This is a genomic window from Paenibacillus sp. IHBB 3054, from assembly GCF_051594305.1.
In the GTDB taxonomy this organism is placed as follows: Bacteria; Bacillota; Bacilli; order Paenibacillales; family Paenibacillaceae; genus Paenibacillus_AQ.
On sequence record NZ_JBOFBG010000005.1, the window covers coordinates 15,988 to 34,388 of the forward strand.

At 52.0% G+C, this 18,401-nt stretch carries 15 protein-coding genes; 10 read left to right on the forward strand and 5 right to left on the reverse strand.

Annotation, left to right across the window (positions count from 1 at the left end):
* Positions 1-206: 206 nt before the first annotated feature.
* The gene (locus ACQ76X_RS08125; RefSeq protein ID WP_438492884.1) at positions 207-2,525 is read left to right on the forward strand and encodes an ATP-dependent DNA helicase; all 2,319 of its coding nucleotides are present in this window, start codon (positions 207-209) and stop codon (positions 2,523-2,525) included.
* Positions 2,526-2,593: 68 nt separating this feature from the next.
* Positions 2,594-3,562: a Gfo/Idh/MocA family protein gene (locus tag ACQ76X_RS08130; protein WP_438492885.1), complete on the forward strand. Its 969-nt coding sequence runs from the start codon at positions 2,594-2,596 to the stop codon at positions 3,560-3,562.
* Between the two features lie 85 nt (positions 3,563-3,647).
* Here ACQ76X_RS08130 and ACQ76X_RS08135 read toward each other — a convergent pair whose 3' ends face one another.
* Together ACQ76X_RS08135 and ACQ76X_RS08140 are read right to left on the reverse strand one after the other, a co-directional pair.
* Complete coding sequence (locus ACQ76X_RS08135; RefSeq protein WP_379145741.1) at positions 3,648-4,331, reverse strand: CidB/LrgB family autolysis modulator; 684 nt, start codon at positions 4,329-4,331, stop codon at positions 3,648-3,650.
* Positions 4,331-4,699, reverse strand: a complete 369-nt coding sequence (locus ACQ76X_RS08140) for a CidA/LrgA family protein (protein ID WP_038597597.1) — start codon at positions 4,697-4,699, stop codon at positions 4,331-4,333. Before ACQ76X_RS08140 ends, ACQ76X_RS08135 begins: the two co-directional genes overlap by 1 nt.
* Before the next feature lie 113 nt (positions 4,700-4,812).
* Between ACQ76X_RS08140 and cidR the strand changes: the two genes are divergently transcribed.
* From cidR to ACQ76X_RS08175, 7 genes are all read left to right on the forward strand, one after another.
* Positions 4,813-5,736 (forward strand): cidABC operon transcriptional activator CidR, encoded by a 924-nt coding sequence (gene cidR, locus ACQ76X_RS08145; RefSeq protein ID WP_038597594.1) that lies wholly within the window; start codon positions 4,813-4,815, stop codon positions 5,734-5,736.
* Positions 5,737-5,846: 110 nt separating this feature from the next.
* Positions 5,847-6,131: an aspartyl-phosphate phosphatase Spo0E family protein gene (locus tag ACQ76X_RS08150; RefSeq protein ID WP_076109704.1), complete on the forward strand. Its 285-nt coding sequence runs from the start codon at positions 5,847-5,849 to the stop codon at positions 6,129-6,131.
* A gap of 214 nt (positions 6,132-6,345) precedes the next feature.
* Complete coding sequence (locus ACQ76X_RS08155) at positions 6,346-7,776, forward strand: DNA-binding protein (RefSeq protein ID WP_438492887.1); 1,431 nt, start codon at positions 6,346-6,348, stop codon at positions 7,774-7,776.
* A gap of 303 nt (positions 7,777-8,079) precedes the next feature.
* Complete coding sequence (locus ACQ76X_RS08160; protein WP_052092362.1) at positions 8,080-8,466, forward strand: MarR family winged helix-turn-helix transcriptional regulator; 387 nt, start codon at positions 8,080-8,082, stop codon at positions 8,464-8,466.
* Positions 8,459-10,219: an ABC transporter ATP-binding protein gene (locus ACQ76X_RS08165; RefSeq protein ID WP_438492889.1), complete on the forward strand. Its 1,761-nt coding sequence runs from the start codon at positions 8,459-8,461 to the stop codon at positions 10,217-10,219. The genes ACQ76X_RS08160 and ACQ76X_RS08165 overlap by 8 nt, the downstream gene beginning before the upstream one ends.
* The gene (locus ACQ76X_RS08170; RefSeq protein ID WP_438492891.1) at positions 10,216-12,114 is read left to right on the forward strand and encodes an ABC transporter ATP-binding protein; all 1,899 of its coding nucleotides are present in this window, start codon (positions 10,216-10,218) and stop codon (positions 12,112-12,114) included. The genes ACQ76X_RS08165 and ACQ76X_RS08170 overlap by 4 nt, the downstream gene beginning before the upstream one ends.
* 230 nt (positions 12,115-12,344) lie before the next feature.
* Positions 12,345-14,573 (forward strand): MMPL family transporter, encoded by a 2,229-nt coding sequence (locus ACQ76X_RS08175; RefSeq protein WP_438492893.1) that lies wholly within the window; start codon positions 12,345-12,347, stop codon positions 14,571-14,573.
* Positions 14,574-14,736: 163 nt separating this feature from the next.
* Here ACQ76X_RS08175 and ACQ76X_RS08180 read toward each other — a convergent pair whose 3' ends face one another.
* From ACQ76X_RS08180 to ACQ76X_RS08190, 3 genes are all read right to left on the reverse strand, one after another.
* The gene (locus ACQ76X_RS08180; RefSeq protein ID WP_438492895.1) at positions 14,737-15,048 is read right to left on the reverse strand and encodes an antibiotic biosynthesis monooxygenase; all 312 of its coding nucleotides are present in this window, start codon (positions 15,046-15,048) and stop codon (positions 14,737-14,739) included.
* 30 nt (positions 15,049-15,078) lie between these two features.
* Complete coding sequence (locus ACQ76X_RS08185; RefSeq protein ID WP_076109699.1) at positions 15,079-15,798, reverse strand: 3-ketoacyl-ACP reductase; 720 nt, start codon at positions 15,796-15,798, stop codon at positions 15,079-15,081.
* A 169-nt stretch (positions 15,799-15,967) separates the two neighbouring features.
* Positions 15,968-17,524 carry an FAD-dependent oxidoreductase gene (locus tag ACQ76X_RS08190; protein WP_438492897.1) on the reverse strand — a complete coding sequence of 519 codons (1,557 nt, stop codon included), beginning with the start codon at positions 17,522-17,524 and terminating at the stop codon, positions 15,968-15,970.
* A 198-nt stretch (positions 17,525-17,722) separates the two neighbouring features.
* Here ACQ76X_RS08190 and ACQ76X_RS08195 point away from each other — a divergent pair, with 198 nt between their 5' ends.
* A complete protein-coding gene (locus ACQ76X_RS08195; protein WP_438492898.1) occupies positions 17,723-18,118 on the forward strand; it encodes a Fur family transcriptional regulator in 396 nt (131 codons plus the stop codon).
* Positions 18,119-18,401: the final 283 nt, after the last annotated feature.

The window sequence follows — 18,401 nt, forward strand, 5'->3', positions numbered from 1 at the left end:
CCATATTAATAGAACTTATTATGCAGTGCTGGTGGAGGAATGTCAAAAATCAGAATCGTCGTATAACCACCATGGACCGCGTAAAGCGATATGCGCAGGAATGAAGCCGAGATTATAGCACTCAGATCAGTTTATATCATGGAAAAAGGACGAAAACGGCCAACGATGCTAAAAAGGGGCTCGGGAAATAATGGGGGTGGGCATACATGGAATATGCGGAAATAGTTCTTTCAGTGAGATCCCTCGTGGAATATGTCTTTAGCAGCGGCAGTCTGGAGCCGGGATTCCGCAGTGGAGCAGCGATGGTGGAGGGTACGCGTATTCATCAGCACATTCAGAAGCAGTATAAGGAAGGAGACCGTAAAGAAGTCTACCTGAAGACAGAAATTGCCCATGAAGGCCTTATATTTATGATCGACGGACGCTGCGACGGCCTGCTCACCGGGGAGGACGGAAGTGTAACGGTCGAAGAGATCAAATCTACTGCCGGTCCGCTCGAACCTGCTTTCGAAGGCCGGGAGGTGCACTGGGCGCAGGCATACATGTACGCCTATATGATATGTTTGGCACAGGAGCTTACTTCTATTGAGGTCAAGCTCACCTATGTCCGGCGGGGCGGTGAAGAGCAGCGGAGCCTCTACAGGCAGTTGTCCAAAGAAGAGCTGATTGCCTTTGCCGTTGATACGGTAGCGAAATATGCCCCTTATGCTGAGCTGATGGTTAGGCATGAGGCGCAGAAGGAAGCCAGCATCCGCGGGCTGTCGTTTCCCTTTGCCGAATACCGGCAGGGACAGCGGCATTTTGCGGCTGCGGTCTATAAATCAGTCACAGAGGGCGTCAATCTGTTCGCCCAGGCCCCGACCGGTATCGGCAAAACGATGTCCACCCTCTTTCCTGCGCTCAAGGCATTGGGAGAAGGCCAGGCTGCCGGGCTGTTCTATTTGACCGCTAAGACGGTTAACCGGTTCGCCGCCCAGGAGGCAATAGCCATGCTGCTGAAAGGCGGGCTTCATCTGCATGCTATTACGCTTACGGCAAAGGAGAAAGCCTGTTTTCGTGATGAGGGGCTGTGCACCAAAGACTTCTGTCCCTTTGCCGACGGATATTATGACCGGATCAATAACGCGCTGCTGGACATGCTGGAGCACGAGACGCTAATGACACAGGACGTGATTGCCAGGTATGCCAAGAGACATCAGGTATGCCCGTTTGAATTTTCGCTGGATGCTGCCTATGCCTGTGATGCCGTTATATGTGATTACAATTATATTTATGATCCCCGTATCAGCTTAAAGCGGCTGCAGGAGGAACGGAAGAAGAAGACGGTGCTGCTGGTGGATGAGGCACATAATCTGGTGGACCGGGGGAGGGAGATGTACTCGGCCAGTCTGGCGAAGGCTCCGTTCCTCTCGCTGCAGCGGCAGTACAAGACCGTTAACCGCTCACTCGGCGTTGCCGCCAAAGCGGTGAATGCTTTTTTCATTGCCCTGCGCAAACGCTGCAGTGAAGAAGGGGCAGGTGAATGGACGATGTACCCGGAGGAGCTGCCTGCCCTGCTGGAGAGTTTTGCCGCAGAAGCGGAGCTTGAGCTGCTCAGCCCTTCGCCTGTCTCGCTGGTTGCACAGGAGGGGGAAGAAGACGGTGAAGGCGGGCTTTTGGATACGTATTATGCGGTGCAGGGGATGCTGCGCACTTTCAAGACCTATGATGAACGGTATGTCACCTATGCGGAAGTCCAACGCGGGGATGTGGTGCTGAAGCTGTTCAATCTGGACCCCTCCTTTTTGCTGCAGCAAATGGGAAAGAGCTACCGCAGCCAGATCTTCTTCTCGGCTACGCTGTCTCCGCTTTCCTTTTACAGAGACATGATCGGCGCGGGCGAGGAAGACTACAGCCTAAGCGTGCCCTCTCCCTTTCATAAGGAGCAGTGGCAGGTGTCTGTGCTGCCAGTCTCCACCCGTTACCGCGACCGGGCCGATTCTCTGCTTCCGCTGAGTGATGCGCTGAAAGGATTGGTCTCCCGGAAAGGCAACTATCTGGTGTTTTTCCCTTCGTATGTTTATTTGCAGAATGTTTATGAGATATTCACGGACAAATATCCGGAGGTCCCCACGCTGGTGCAGAGCAGCGGCATGAGTGAACCCGAGCGGGAGCAATTCCTCTCCTCCTTTCGCCCGGATAACCCGGAAACGCTGCTTGGCTTCGCCGTGCTGGGGGGGATATTCTCGGAAGGTGTGGATTTGCCCGGTGACCGCCTGAACGGTGTGATGGTTGTAGGGGTAGGCTTGCCGCAGGTAGGGCTGGAGCGTAATCTGCTGCGTGAATATTTCCAGTCCCGGGGCAAGAACGGTTTTGATTACGCCTATGTCTATCCCGGAATGTGCAAGGTGCTGCAGGCCGGGGGCAGGCTGATCCGCAGCGAGAATGACAGCGGAAGCATTGTGCTCGCAGATGACCGGTTCCTGCAATATCCATACCAGCAGCTGCTCCCCGGGGAATGGAGAAACTACCTTGTACTGGCTTAAACGCTTATAATCTAATTGTACTTCTATGAAAAGATGCTCTTCACTAGAGCGCTACAGGAGGGAATTAAATGACACTTAATATCGGAATCGTAGGAACAGGCTGGTTCTCCAAGGTGCATGCCGATTTGCTCACAGGCATGGAGGATGTGTCTCTGAAAGCCATCTGCGGCAGCAGCAAGCAGAAGGGTGAAGATATGGCCCGTCCGTATGGAGCGGAGGGTTATGGTGAAATGACAGAGATGCTGGAAGCCCATAAGCTGGATGCCGTGTACATTTGTGTGCCTCCACAATCGCATGGAGCAATAGAGCGGGCGCTGATTAAGAGAGAGATTCCTTTCTTTATCGAGAAACCGCTGGGGTCAAGCACGGAAATCCCGGCAAGTCTGCTGCAGGATATTAAAGAACATAATTTGCTGACCTCGGTTGGCTATCATTTCCGTTATCAGGAGAACATAACGCGGCTGAAACAATCCCTGAGTGGAGATAAGGTAGGAATGATTGTCGGACAATGGATGGGAGGGATGCCCGGCGTAGCCTGGTGGCGCAACCAGGAACAATCCGGCGGACAATTCACGGAACAGACGACCCATATCGTCGATCTGCTGCGTTATCTGGCCGGCGAGGTGACAGAAGTATACGGCATGTTCGGCAACCGGATCATGCATGAGCAGCACGAGAATGTAACGGTAGCCGATGTGGGCACAGTGTCGCTGAAGCTGGCAAACGGCGTGGTTGCGAACATTTCCAATACCTGTGTGCTGCCGGGCGAGGTTGGCCGTGTCGGACTCAGCTTCTACAATGACAACGGGCTGCTGGACTGGAATCCGGAACGTCTGCTGGAGGTGCGCAGCGGCGACAGCAAGGAATTCGTCAATGCAGGCAATCCTTACGCAGTGGAGACCGAAGCTTTCCTGCATGCAGTGCGGACCGGAGACCGCTCACGGATTCTCAGCGATTATGAGGACGGCTACAAAACGCTGAAAGTAACCTGTGCGGCATATGAGTCGGCTCAGCGCGGCCTGCCGGTGAAACTTTAGGAATAGCCGCTTCTGGCCTTAAGTAAAAAGAAACCTGCCGGATCGGTTGAATGATCGGCAGGTCTTTGGCCCAAGCCGGGTCGGCCTAGTGGAGGAATACCGCGAGAAGTGCCGGTGCAAGTCCGATCGAGAACAGCGCCGTCAGAATCATCGAGATACTGGAGATGGTACCGGTCAGGGAGCTCAGCTCAAAGGCCTTGGATGTCCCTGTGCCGTGTGCGGCGGTTCCCAGCGATACACCGCGCGCAATTTCGTTGTCAATGCGGAAGAGGCGGAGTACGGTTGGCCCCATCAATGTTCCCAGCACGCCGGTGAGGATTACGAAAACAGCCGTAATGCTCGGGACGCCGCCAATGCTTTGCGAGATGCTCATGGCAATCGGTGTCGTCACCGAACGGGGTACCAGGCTGGTCGCCAGTTCCCCGCTTAAATGCAGCCACTTTGCCAGCAGCATCGAGGAGAGCACTGCAATTACTGTACCCGAGAACACGCCCGCCGCAATTTCGGCGGCGTGTTTTTTGAGTACTTTGAAGTTTTTATGGAGTGGGATCGCAAAGGCGATGGTCGCCGGCTGTAGCAGATCTGTAAGCCATTTGCCTCCCGCATTGTAAGATTCATAAGGGATGCCCATCAATAGCAGAAAGAGGATCATCGCCAAAGGTGTTATGATGAGCGGAGAAGCATACATCTTGGTGCTGGAGGCATAAATACGTTTGGAGATGAGATACACAGCAATGGTGAGACCTAGCAGCAGCAGTCCTGTAATCATCAGCTTTTACGCTCCTTCACTTTATAGATGGCTCCCGTAAGCAGGCCCGAACCGGCCATTACCGCAAATGTGCCGACAAGCACAACCGCCAGCACTTGAAGGCCGTCTGCTTCAAGCAGACTCGAATATTTCATCACTCCGATAGCGGAAGGGATAAAGAACAGCAGCAGCTCGGCAAGCAGCCAAGAGGCACCGACTTCCACCCAGTTCAGGCGGATGACGCCGGATTCCAACAGCAGGAACAAGAGGATCATCCCGATAATGCTTCCGGGAATAGGTATATGAAGTAGTGGAGTCAATGTATTGATAAGCATTGAGAATATTGTAAGTCCGGCTACCTGCAGCAAGCCTAGGGATAACTTTTTCATAAGGCTTCGCTCCTTTCATGATAATGAAAGTTTACATCAATTATTTTCATAGGTAAAATAAATAGATCGAATAAATGACATTCCTTTTGTCTATGCATGGGAGGCGATAAGCGATGGATATCCGCCAATTACAGTACTTTGTCCAGGCGGCCAGGTTGAACAGCTTTTCCAGAGCGGCGGAGTCGCTCTATATCTCACAGCCCACGATCAGCAAAATGATCCGCAACCTCGAGAATGAGCTGGGTGCGGACCTCTTTTACCGTGAAGGCAAGAGCATAAGGCTGACAGATGCAGGGGAGATTCTGCTCTCCAAGGCGCAAAATATAGTGGAGTCGTTCGCCAGCCTCTCCTCCGAGCTGGACAGCCTGCGCAACCTGAAGCGCGGACATATCCGCATCGGCCTGCCGCCCATGGTGGGCGCCAGCTTCTTCCCGGCCGTCATCGGGGAATTTCACCGGCGGTATCCCGAGGTTACCATCCGGCTGCATGAGGACGGAGCCAAAAAGGTGGAGGATGATGTGGAAACGGGGCTGCTTGATATCGGGGCGATTGTGCTGCCCGTGGATACGGCAAAGTTTCATTGCTTTACTTTTGTAGAGGAGAAACTGGAGCTTCTGGTGCCGATAGGACACCGGCTGACCGGTACAGACAGTGTTCCTCTGAAAGAACTGGCGGAAGAGGAGTTTGTGCTGTTTCGCGAGGATTTTGCCTTGCATGACCGGATCATAACAGAATGTGTAAAAGCCGGATTTCAGCCCAGAGTTGTATATGAGAGTTCACAGTGGGACCTGATTAGCCGGATGGTGGCTGCCGGGATGGGCATCGCACTGCTGCCGGAGACCATCTGCCGTGACATGGACCGTTCCAGAATTTCTGTGATTCCTTTAACAGAACCTGTTATTCCCTGGCAGCTGGGGATGATCTGGCGCAGAGACCGGTATTTGTCCTTTGCCGCGCGGGAATGGATAACTTTTGCCATGGGAGTCCTTGGCCAGCGTTACAGTCCTCCGGGAATGTCGATTCAGAGGAATGAATGAAAATTTACAAATGTAATATGATCGACATATTTTTCTTTTTTTTCAAAATATGTTTTTTGGCATCATGAATTATGATAAGGTAGAAGTTGATAGAGAGCAGGTGACTGATCGTGAACTTATACCAGGCTTCCCACGAGGATCATAGAAGAGATTACAGAGAAGACGAGTTGTTTTTAACTATAGAGAGCCTTAGAAGTCAATTGCTGGAGGTGGCGCAGGAGCGCAGTCTGAGCGACCATACGGTCGTTGAGCTCAGCCAGCGTCTGGACGGCTACATTGTAATGGCTCAGAAGCAAATGATGGAAGGCCTGCGCAGCCGCAATAATGCAGCTTCCGCTTTCGGAAAAGTTACCAAGAGCCAAAGGGTGAGAAGCAAGGCAGCACTGCAGCAGTAGTTCCACCCGGCTTCTAACAACCGGATAGGTGCTAACAGAAGAGCCTGCTGCTTTTCTTCTGAAGTTGTTGGAACAATAATTTCATAAATAATCAGCTGCCCGCTGAAAGGAAAGGTCCCGCGTTGCGGGGCCATTTTGTTGTGCTTTCCATAGGCTTCACCTATAATGTCAATTAATAGCAGCACTATTTCAACATGACCGGGGGAGGTGCCGAGTGGAGGCGAAACTGACAACATTACGCTCTGAAATTGAGGACAATCTGTCCCGCTCGGGTCATAATCTAGCCTCGTTCGCGAAAGTTTCCGGCCTGAACCGCGGCAGTCTCAGTGCCATTCTTCATGGCAATCCGCCTAAGCCGATTTCTTTGAGGCAGATGGATGCGTTCAACCGAGCCTTCGGACTTCCGGAAGGATGTTTATATTCGCTTTATGTGGATGAATGCTTTAGTGAAGAGAAGGTCTCGCGCCGTAGGGTGGAGCCTTTTTTAATTCGCTGCGCCGAAACCGGCAAGCAGCATTGTATTGATGAAGTGTTAAGCAGAATGATGGAATACCCCAAACCGCTCGATATTGTCTATTCGGTAGCCGAGAAGCTGTTCACCGCCGGCAAGATGCAGGAGGCGACGGTTTTTTATAAAATTGTAGTGGACAATGAACAAGATAGTTACTCCGAACGGCTGGCGATCAGTCAGTACCGTATTTTCAAATCGCTGATGTCCGTTGTGAATTGGGAGGAGAAGCTGCGGGCAGTGATCGCCTTTGAACCGTTCCGCGGACGCCTTCCCGAGAATCTGCAGTTAGATGGTCTGCTGAAGCTGGCCCAGGTCACCTATACCCTGCATAAGTACAAAGAAATGGAGAAGTATACCGATGAACTGAGGGCACTGGCCAGTGCGATGTACCGGGAACAGCTGCAGAAGAAGGCGGGCAGGCGAGGTGAAGAATTGAAACTGGAGCGCCCGCTTGTTTTTTATTATGCCCATGGCTATTTGCTGAAGGCGACCTCGCTTACGAAACAGGGCAGATATGAGGAAGCCAAGAAATATACCGCCGGCTATGCCGATTTAAGCTGGTTTCAATTTCTTGATGATGAGGGCCGGTCTGAGGTTGAAGCCTTTCGTTTATTTGCCATAGCGAACAGCTTTACCCTGGAAATGCTGGTGGGCAATTACGCAGTACTGCCGGCATATACAGCTTTTCTGGTGGAACATCCCGGGGAGATTCTGCCTGGCCTGGTCATTATTATAGAGGCGGCCAACCGGTTCGGATTCGCTGTAGACGATGTGCTGGAACAGTTTTCAGTGGAGATGGCTCATTGTGTGCTGTATCAGGACCCGATGAATATTGACCGTGTATACAGGCTCAGCTATCAGCTGGCCATCTACCATATAGACCGGGAACGGTATATGTCTGGAGTGGACTGCATTCTGCAGTGTCTCACGCTCGCTGTTGAGCTGAACAGTGCGAAGGACTTGATTGATTGTGTAACTTTATTCGAGACAAGCAGGGATTACGCTACCGATGACCAGCAGAAGAAGTATAGAGAACTCATACAAGAGTTAAGGAAAAATGATGAAAACGCAGTAAATGTTGATCAGCAATCCGGTATTGTACAGTTGCCTCAGCATACAAATCCTATACTATGAATATTCCTCCTCCGCCTTCGGGCGGGGGAGTTTTGGTTTCGCAGCAGTTGCAGCGCTGATGTTCTTCATTCCGTAATAATTGATAACGCCTTCAATGTTTGACAAACAGTTATGGTGAAAATATAATTAGGTAGCCTAATTAATATAGTATTTAATTATTAGTAAACCTAACTAAAGACAGAGGTGAGCAGCATTGGGATAAACCATGAAGAAAATCCAGTCGCGCACAGGCTGTTTGCCGCATTACGGCAGCTGCGAAAAGTTCATTGGCAGCACACAGTGGAAGGCCACAAGCCAAGTGAGATGACTTTATTGATATGTCTTGCCAAGCGGTCTCATTCCCTGGATGAAGGACTTAAGGTTTCGGAACTGAGCCGATTCCTGGGGCTGATGCCGCCAACCGTTACCCAGCTGATCAACAGTCTTGAAGCCAAAGACATGGTTCTCAGGGTGGCTGATCCCTCCGACCGGAGAGTTGTCCGTATTAAGCTGACGGAGCAGGGGAAAGTAATCACACGCAAAGCCAAACATCATATGGATGCATCGCTGAACAAACTGGCGGAACATTTGGGCGAAGAAGAGTGCAACCATCTGGCAGACCTTCTGCTGAAGGTCCACGCATTCGTAGAAGATAATCCGCCGCCTAATCTAGACCTGCTACAAATGAACGGAGATGAGAAACTTGATTAAACTATTAAAAAACCTGAGCCCTTTTAAGCTGGCTGTCGCCGCTGTGTTAATCCTTATCTTTCTGCAGTCTCTGGGCGACTTGTACCTCCCTACACTGATGTCTGATATCGTGGATAAAGGGATCGTGCAGGGCGACCGCAATTATATCTGGAAAATCGGCGGATTTATGCTGCTGGTGGCGGGCGGAGGAGCCATATGCTCTATCGTTGCCAGTTATTTATCGGCAAAGGTTGCTGCCGGCTTCGGTAAAAATATCCGCTCGCGGATGTTCAATCATGTGGAGAACTTTACGCTGCATGAATTCGACAAGCTGGGTACTGCCTCGCTGATTACGCGTACTACTAATGATATTACACAAGTACAAACCGTACTTACTATGATGCTGCGCATGATGGTCGGCGCTCCGATGATGATGATCGGCGGGATTATCATGGCGGTATCAGAAGATGCCAAGCTTTCCCTTATTTTTGTAGTCGTAATTCCTGTACTTGTAGGAGCAATATTCTTCATCGGAATGAAGGGCCTGCCGCTGTTCAAGGCGATTCAGGTCAAGCTGGACAAATTGAACCGTGTACTGCGTGAGCATTTGACCGGTATCCGTGTCATTCGTTCCTTTAACCGGATTGATCATGAGAACAGAAGGTTTACTGAAGCGAACAAGGATCTTACGGAAACGGCGATCAAAGTCAACAAGGTGATGGCCGGCCTGATGCCGATTATGATGCTCGTGATGAACTTTTCGATGATTGCCATTCTGTATTACGGCGGAATCCGGATTGGTGATGGCGATCTGCAGGTAGGTTCATTGATGGCATTTATTCAATATGCAATGCAGATAATGTTCTCCTTAATCATGGTGTCGATGATGTTCGTGCTTATTCCGCGGGCATCTGCCTCCGCACTGCGTATCAATGAAGTGCTGGATATGCAGCCTGAGATTACAGATCCTACGGCGTCCGAGCTTCAGAACACGGCTGCAGTAACGAAGAAGGATGGCCGGGATGTTATGCATGGGTTTGTTGAATTTGACAATGTTTCCTTCTCCTATCCCGGTGCGGAGCAGCCTGCGCTGTCCGGAATCAGCTTCAGCGCGCGGCCCGGTGAGATTACAGCGATCATCGGCGGTACAGGCTCGGGTAAATCGACCCTGCTGAGCTTGATCCCGAGATTCTATGACGCGATTGAAGGCGCCGTGCTTGTGGATGGTGTTGATGTGCGCGAGATGACGCAGGAAGAGCTGCGGAGCAAGATCGGATATATTCCGCAGAAGGCGGTGCTGTTCTCCGGTACGATCAACGAGAATATCCGCTACGGTAAAGAAGATGCTACGGATGAGGAGATCATTCATGCGGCCAAGGTAGCACAAGCCTATGATTTCGTCTCTGCAATGAAGGAAGGCTTCAACTCCGAGATTGCCCAGGGCGGGAACAACGTGTCCGGCGGCCAGAAGCAGCGGCTGTCGATTGCCCGTGCACTGGTAAGAAGACCGGAAGTGTACCTGTTCGACGACAGCTTCTCGGCGCTTGATTTCAAGACCGATGCCAAGCTGCGCGCCGCGCTCAAAGACGAAACAACGGAATCAACGGTTCTGATCGTTGCCCAGCGGGTCAGCACGGTTATGGATGCTGACCGGATTATTGTGCTGGATGACGGCGTGATTGCCGGCATCGGCAATCATCGTGAACTGATGGAGAACAGCGAAGTGTACCGCGAGATCGTATCCTCGCAGTTGTCAGAGGAGGAAATAGCATGAGTGAAGCGAATAAAGGAACCCAAATGCCCAAACCTCCGCGGGGACATGGCGGTGGACCCGGCGGACCGCCCGGAATGAGCATGCCGGTGGAGAAGGCCAAGGATTTTAAAGGTACGCTCAAGCGGCTGATCCGCTACCTGCGTCCGCGGCAGGTGCAGTTGCTGATTGTGTTCATAATGGCTATCGCCAGCACTGTATTCAGTATTTTCAGCCCGAAGGTGATGGGGAAGGCGACAACCAAGCTGTTCGAGGGCGCATACGGCATACTGAAGGGCGTTCCGGGAGCCGCGATTGATTTTGATTATGTGAACAAAATTCTGCTTATTCTGGCGGGTCTGTACCTGTTCAGCTCCTTGTTCAGCTATGTGCAGCAGTATGTAATGGCCGGTGTGGCCCAGAAAGTTGTTTTCGATATGCGCGAGCAGATCAACAACAAGCTGGAGCGTCTGCCGCTGAAATATTTTGACTCCCGGACGCATGGGGAAATTCTTAGCCGTGCGACCAATGACGTAGACAATATCAGTACGACGCTGCAGCAGAGCTTAACTCAGCTGATCACGTCTATCGTAACTATCATTGGTGTCATTGTCATGATGCTCACCATCAGCCCATGGCTGACCTTAATTACAGTTATCACCCTGCCGCTAAGCTTTGTCGTGATTATTGCGATCTCCAAGCGTTCGCAAAGATATTTCATTGGCCAGCAGAAATCACTGGGTGAGCTGAACGGCCATGTAGAGGAAATGTACACGGGTCACCGCATTATCAAGGCCTTTGGCCGCGAGAAGCAATCGCTTAACGAGTTCAACAGCATTAATGATGATCTGTACAATTCCGGCTGGCGGTCCCAATTCATCTCGGGGATCATTATGCCGCTGATGATGTTCATCGGCAACCTGGGATATGTGCTGGTCTGTGTGGTCGGCGGGATCTTCGTGACCAAGAAAACGATTGAGGTCGGTGATATTCAGGCGTTTATCCAGTATTCCCGCCAGTTCACCATGCCAATTACACAAACGGCCAATATCGCCAACATCATTCAATCCACCATAGCTTCCGCAGAGCGCGTGTTCGAGCTGCTGGATGAAGAAGAGGAAATTCCGGAAGTTACTGCTGCTCAGGCTAAGCATGCTGCAGTTGCCGAAGAAGGCTCAGTCGAATTCCGTCATGTGAAATTTGGCTACAAAGAGGATGCTATCCTGATTGAAGATATGAACATTGAAGTCAGCCCGGGTCAGACCATAGCGATTGTAGGACCAACCGGTGCCGGCAAAACAACGCTGATCAACCTGCTGATGCGCTTCTATGAGATCAGCGGCGGCGAGATTGTCATTGACGGCGTCAACATCACCGACATGAAGCGCAGCGAGCTGCGCAGTAAATTCGGTATGGTGCTGCAGGATACATGGCTCTTTAACGGAACGATCCGCGACAACATTGCTTACGGCCGCGAAGGTGCAACAGATGCGGATGTGGTGCGTGCGTCCAAGGCGGCGCACGCTGATCACTTTATCCGCACGCTTCCACTTGGCTACGACACAATCCTGAACGAAGAAGCCTCGAATATCTCGCAGGGGCAGAAGCAACTGCTGACTATTGCCCGGGCAATTCTGGCCGATCCTTCGATCCTGATTCTTGATGAAGCGACCAGCAGTGTCGATACACGGACGGAAGTGCAGATTCAGAAGGCGATGAATACGCTGATGAACGGCAGAACAAGCTTTGTAATTGCGCATCGCCTGTCAACGATTCGTGACGCAGATCTGATTCTGGTGATGAACCAAGGCAGCGTTATTGAAAAAGGCACCCATGTGGAGCTGCTGGAGCAAGGCGGCTTCTATGCCGACCTGTACAACAGCCAATTTTCCGGTGACGATCTGCCGGATGTGGGCTAAACCGCAAGCAGAAGCAGCAAATATCATCTGAATATATCTATCAAATATCACCCCTCTGTCTACAGCAGACTACTATTGCTGTGAGCAGAGGGGTGTTTTGCATGAAGGGAATAGCTTATGGCAAAGAATAAAATATAAAAAAGATTTGATTAAAAATTTTAGGGTATATATGATAAGGTTAATAAAATGACCCGCGGCTCATTTTTGGGGAAGCCGGGGTTGAAGAGAGGATGAAGGGAATGTCAGGCTACGGAAAATGGGTGGCTGGCCGTAAAACAAAGTGGATAACTCTTGCGGTCTGGATCGTAATTGTGGGTGCTCTTACACTTCTTTGGCCTTCTGTAAACTCACAGGTAGTGAATAATGCGCAGAATCTGCCTGATGATTCGCAGTCGGTCCGGGCGGCGGCGGTTGCGGAACAGGAGTTTCCAGCAGGGAGCGGCGTGCCGGCACTGCTTGTATGGCATAAGGAGGGCGGGCTGTCCGATGAGGATTTGATACATATCATTGCTGTATACGGCAAGCTTGAGCAGCAGCCGTTGCCGCACCAGAACTATGTTCCGCCGCTGGGAAAGCTGCCGCCGCAGGCGCTGCAAGCTTCTCTGTCCGAGGACCGCAGCACACTGGTCACACCGGTGCTCTTCGACAAGTCCGCGGACAGTGATCAGCTCGGTGAGGCCGTAACGCAAATGAAGAAATTGATCTCTGCGGAAACCGGCGGTGATCCTGCCGCGGCCAAGGTGGACGGCAGTGAGTTGAGCCTGCGGGTTTCCGGTCCTGTGGGCATCTCCATTGATGCGACAGGGCTGTTCAAGGATGCGGACGTTTCCTTGCTCATCGCGACGGTAATTCTTGTACTGGTGTTCCTGCTGCTGATTTACCGTTCGCCGATTCTGGCTTTGATTCCGCTCGTGGCGGTAGGATTTGCTTACGGGGTTACCAGTCCGGTGATTGGGAAGATGGCCCAGGAGGGCTGGATTACAGTGGATTCACAGGCTATCTCAATCATGACCGTGCTGCTGTTCGGCGCAGGCACGGACTACTGCCTGTTCCTGATCTCCCGGTTCCGCCAGATGCTGAAGGTGGAGGAGAGCAAGGGCCGTGCACTGCTGAGCGCAATCACCCATTCCTCGGGTGCTATTGCAATGAGCGGATTTACAGTAGTGCTGGCACTGTTCGCGCTGCTGCTGGCGAAATATGGAGCGTACCACCGCTTTGCGGTTCCTTTCAGCGTCTCCATTCTTATTATGGGCTTCGCCAGTCTGACCCTGGTGCCGGCGCTGCTGGCCATCTTCGGGCGGACTTCATTCTTCCCGTTTGTTCCACGCACTCCGCTGATGGAAGCGGAGCGGGCCAGAGCCAAAGGCAAGCCGGCTCCGCAGCCAAAACCTGCCCGCAATAAAGGAATCGGCAACTTTGTCGTTTCCCGTCCTTGGGCGATTGTAGGAGTAACTGTGGTGCTTCTGGGTGTGCTGGCTTCCTTCTCCGGGGGTATCAAGTTCACTTATGATATCCTATCATCCTTTCCGGAGGATATGGAGTCGCGCGAAGGTTTTGACCTGATAGGCAATCAGTTCTCCCCAGGGGAGCTGGCTCCCGCCAAGCTGATGATAGATACCGAGGGCAAAGCGGACGGTGAGGATCTTAAGGTGATCCTGGGCGGCCTTTCATACGTGGATGTTGTATCGGATCCCCAGCAAGGCGCGGTCAATAAGAATATTCTCGGTTATGATATTGAATTTAAGAACAACCCGTATTCCCTGGAGGCGATGAGCCACATACCGGCACTTCAGGATACTGCGGAGCAGGCGCTGATTGATGTAGGAGTGGCTGAGCCCGGCGACAAGGTATGGGTCAGCGGACAGACGGCAACCCAGCATGATACGAAAGAGCTGGGTGAACGGGATACCGATTTGATTATACCGGTAGTCATTGGGCTTATTACTTTGCTGCTGCTGATCTACTTGCGTTCTGTAGTGGCAACCGTTTATTTGGTGGCTACAGTCATTCTGTCCTTTTTCTCGGCCCTTGGTTTAGGGTGGATTATTATTCATTACGTGCTGGGCGCAGATGCTATTCAGGGCGCGATTCCGCTGTATTCCTTCGTCTTCCTGGTGGCGCTGGGCGAGGACTACAACATCTTTATGATTTCGAACATTTGGAAAAAGCGCAAGCGGATGCCGCTGAAGCAGGCCGTCGCCGAGGGTGTGAACGAGACTGGATCGGTGATTACGTCCGCCGGACTCATTCTGGCCGGAACCTTTGCCGTACTCGCGAGCCTGCCGATACAGGTGCTGGTGCAGTTCGGGATCATTACCGCGATCGGCGTGCTGCTGGATACCTTCATCGTCCGGCCGTTTCTGGTGCCGGCAATCACAGTGCTGCTGGGCCGCTGGTCGTTTTGGCCCGGCAAACATCAGGAGCTGGAAAAGGCATTGCCGGCAGTTGATGAGCATTAAGCCAGAGCTTGCTACAGGCAGATAGTAAACAGGACGCCCCGTTAAGCCATGAGGCTTAGTGGGGCGTCCCTGTTTTATTTGCAGTGATTTGTGCCGCCGGACGGAATTGACACGCCCTAGCGCAGACGTATGAGCAGTATGGGACCTGGGCCCCTCTACCGGATTATTCCCCCGGTGTACGGCTGATCAGCAGCTCATACTTGTCGAGCGACGCGCCCAGGATGGCTTCATTTCCGCCTGACCCACGGTGCGATTCGCGGAAGGAAGGACTGGCAGTCCACCCTTTAAAGGCTTCTTCGTTCTCCCACACGGTACAGATTTTCAGCTCTTCCACGCCCTCTTTAGCTGCGCTGTGCCATACCTCCATACGTACAAAGCCGGGCATATCCTGCACGCCGCCCGCTCCGCCAAAACGCTGGGCAAGGGTTTCTCCATGCCCTTCCTTAACCTTAATGGTGTTTGTTACTACCAGCATGCTGATTCCTCCCTCGAAAGACTCTGCAATTTATTGTGGATTGGTAGTCCAGATTCCCGCAGTCTTCAAGAAGACGCGGTCCGGCAGCTTCAGGGCCGCCAGGGTCAGCTCAGCCACATCCTCCGGCTGCATCATCCGGTCTTCATCGCCGATCTTCAGGCCGGCATTCTCGGCAAGCCCGGTATTGACGGTGCTTGGTGTCAGGGCCACTACGCGGATATTATGCTTGCGCACTTCTTGGGCCAGCGCTTCCGTCATGCCCATCAGGGCAAATTTGGAGGCGCAGTAGGCCGAGCCGGTGGCGAAGCCGCGCTCACCAGCTGTAGAGGAAATATTGATGATATTTCCGCCGCTGCGTTCAATCATTGCCGGGAGTGCTGCCCGGGTTACATAATAGGTGCCGAACAGATTGATCTGCATGTGGCGCTCCCAATCTGCCGGGTCCATTTCCAGGAAAGTGCCGAATTTGGCAATTCCGGCGTTGTTGATCAGCGCATCGAAGGTGCCGAGATCATTCTGAAGCGCGACAACCGCCCGCTCCGCTTCTTCGCGGACAGCGATATCGGCTACAGCAATGCTGACCTTCACGTCATAGACCTCCGTCAAAGCCGATTTCAGCGCCTCCAGATCACCTGAAGTTCTGGAGATCAGGCCCAGATTAGCGCCTTCTTTCGCCAGTGCCATGGCCAAGGCTTTGCCGATCCCTTTGCCTGCACCTGTAATCACAATGCTTTTTCCTCTCAAATCCATAATCTGCCGTCACGCTCCCTCTGAATTTATTGATAATAAAAATATTCAGCTCCTATTATACCTGAGCGTGGGCTGACAATCACGCCGGAGCCGCTTGGAGCTGTCCCAAGCCGCTGGGTTGCTTCAAGCGACAGACAAACGCGGCTGCTCAGGCAAACCATTCGCTGCTTTAATTCATCTCTGCTTCCAGCTTCGTCAGCGGCAACGTAGCGGGACCCTCCAGTACAGCTCCCTCATAGGAGAAACGCGAGCCGTGGCAAGGACAGTCCCAGGAGCGTTCTCCATCATTCCATTCACACTCGCAGCCCATATGGGTGCAGGTTCTGTCTACCAGATGCAGCTTGCCTCCCGTGTCACGGTAGGCCCCAACACGTTTGCCGTCATGAAAGACAACCGCGCCTTCATCAGGCCCCAGATCACGGGTTTTCTTATGGACAATCTCCACCTTGCCGGCAACCAGCTCCTTGGCGACATTGGTATTCTGCACAATGAAATTTTTGATGGATGGGCTGGCTTTAAAGCGCGAGGGATCGTAGAGTTCACTGTAGGGATTATGCTTGCGCAGAATCTGATCCGTGATCATACGTGCGGCCAGCGTTCCGCTGGTCATGCCCCATTTGCCATAGCCGGTGGCAATATAGATTTCCTCTTCCCCGGAAACCTTGCCGATATAAGGCACTCTGTCCAGGGTAATGAGGTCCTGCGCTGACCAGCGGTACGGAATGGCCTTGATGCCCAGCAGTTCACCTGCGAACAGCTCCAGGTTCTCATAATGGCCGAAGGTGCAGATGCCCTGGCCTGTCTTGTGATTCTCCCCGCCGATAATGACCAGCCTCTGGCCGCCCCATTCGACAGCGCGCAGAGAGCGTGTAGGTTCTCCGGCGCTCAAATACATGCCGCCCTCATAATGTGTTTCCGGCTGAATCGCCAGACAGTAGGAACGTTCTGCATGCAGGCGCGAGAAGTAGAGGGCTCCGCCGTCATAGAAAGGAAAGTGGGAGGCCGAGATAGCATGGCGGCACTTAATTTTCAGTTGCTCTCCTTCAGTGTAAAGCGTGAGGCCGCCGTCCTTGTCTACCTTTTCTCCGATCATCGTGTGCTCGTAGACAGTTCCACCCTTGTCCAGAATCACCTGAAGCAGGCCTTGCAGGTATTGAAGCGGGTGGAAGCGGGCCTGTCCCGGCAGCTGGATGGCACCTCCAGCCATCAGCGGCAAGGAGACGTTGTCCAGCCATTGCCCGGGGAGTCCCAGCTTTTCGTAAGCTTTAAACTCCGCCTCCAGTTGTTTGAGCGTCTTATCGTCGCTGTTATCGGCATAGAGTAAGGCGTCTTCACGTGTTATTCCGCAGGACAGGTTCAGTTCCTCCGCAGTGGCGATAATCCATTCCATCGCCTCACTGTTCGACTGGAAATAGAGCTTGGCCTGTTCTTCCCCGAAATGCTTCAGCAAATCATGGTAGATCAGCCCGTGCTGGGCGGAAATCTTGGCGCTTGTGAATCCAGTGGTGCCGCCAAAAATTTCTCCCGCCTCCAGCAGAGTGATTTTATACCCTGCGTTTGCCAGCAAATAAGCTGCAGTAATGCCGGTAATACCGGCCCCGACAATTGCGACATCGGTAACGTGATCTTCCGCCAGCTTCGGAAATGAAGGCAGGTCGGTGCTGTCTCTCCATAACGATTGCGGAAATTGCGGAAGACCCTGCGATACATCGTGCGTTGAACTCATCTTAACATCCCTCCATCGGACAATATTCATCTCATTTATTACCACAGTCCCGCCAAAAGAAACTCCTCAAAGGTCCAGGTGCATGAAATCGGGGACCTAGTGCCAAAATAAGTTGGATTCGATAGGCAGACGATTAGATTGACGCTGGAACAATCAAGACTTATACTTGATCTAAAAATAAGTTAGAGGATGATGAAGATGAGGAACCTGAATTTGACCTCCCAGCGTCAAGCCGTTTATGATATCGTCCGCCAGTCACATGATCATCCTACCGCCGCAGAAGTGATGAACCGGCTGGTAGAGCAGGGACATAACCTGGCCTATGGCACCGTGTACAATTCACTGCGTTATCTTGCCGATAAACAAATGATCCGCGAGCTGAAGCTTGGCGAAGCAGCCAGCAGATATGATGCGCGTATGGACGATCACCAGCATATTATTTGCGAGGTGTGCGGTGCGGTGGATGAGGTGATGAGCCATGTGCCCCAGGAGTGGATGGATACGGTGGCCAAGGATACCGGATACACCATTTCACATGCCCATGTCGTATTCGGCGGAGTATGCCCGGCTTGCAGGAACAAAGTTGTGAATTAGATTAAGAAGGGCCTACACCCCTGACCAAGGGTCTGACATATGAATAAATATATAATAAAAGACCGTTTTCAAATAAACGGTCTTTTTGCTGTTTTATCAGTGAATTTATCAAGGAAATCTTGAAATTCATGGGAAATTTCAGAGTAAAAGAGGGATTTCATACCCGGTATATAATTATATACCTGTATAGATTGAACTTGAAAATTACATATAGGGAAAAGTGACGGAGGGGAAGTTTGGAACTGGAGGAGCGACAGCGTCCGCCTTTGTCTGTGGATTTCAA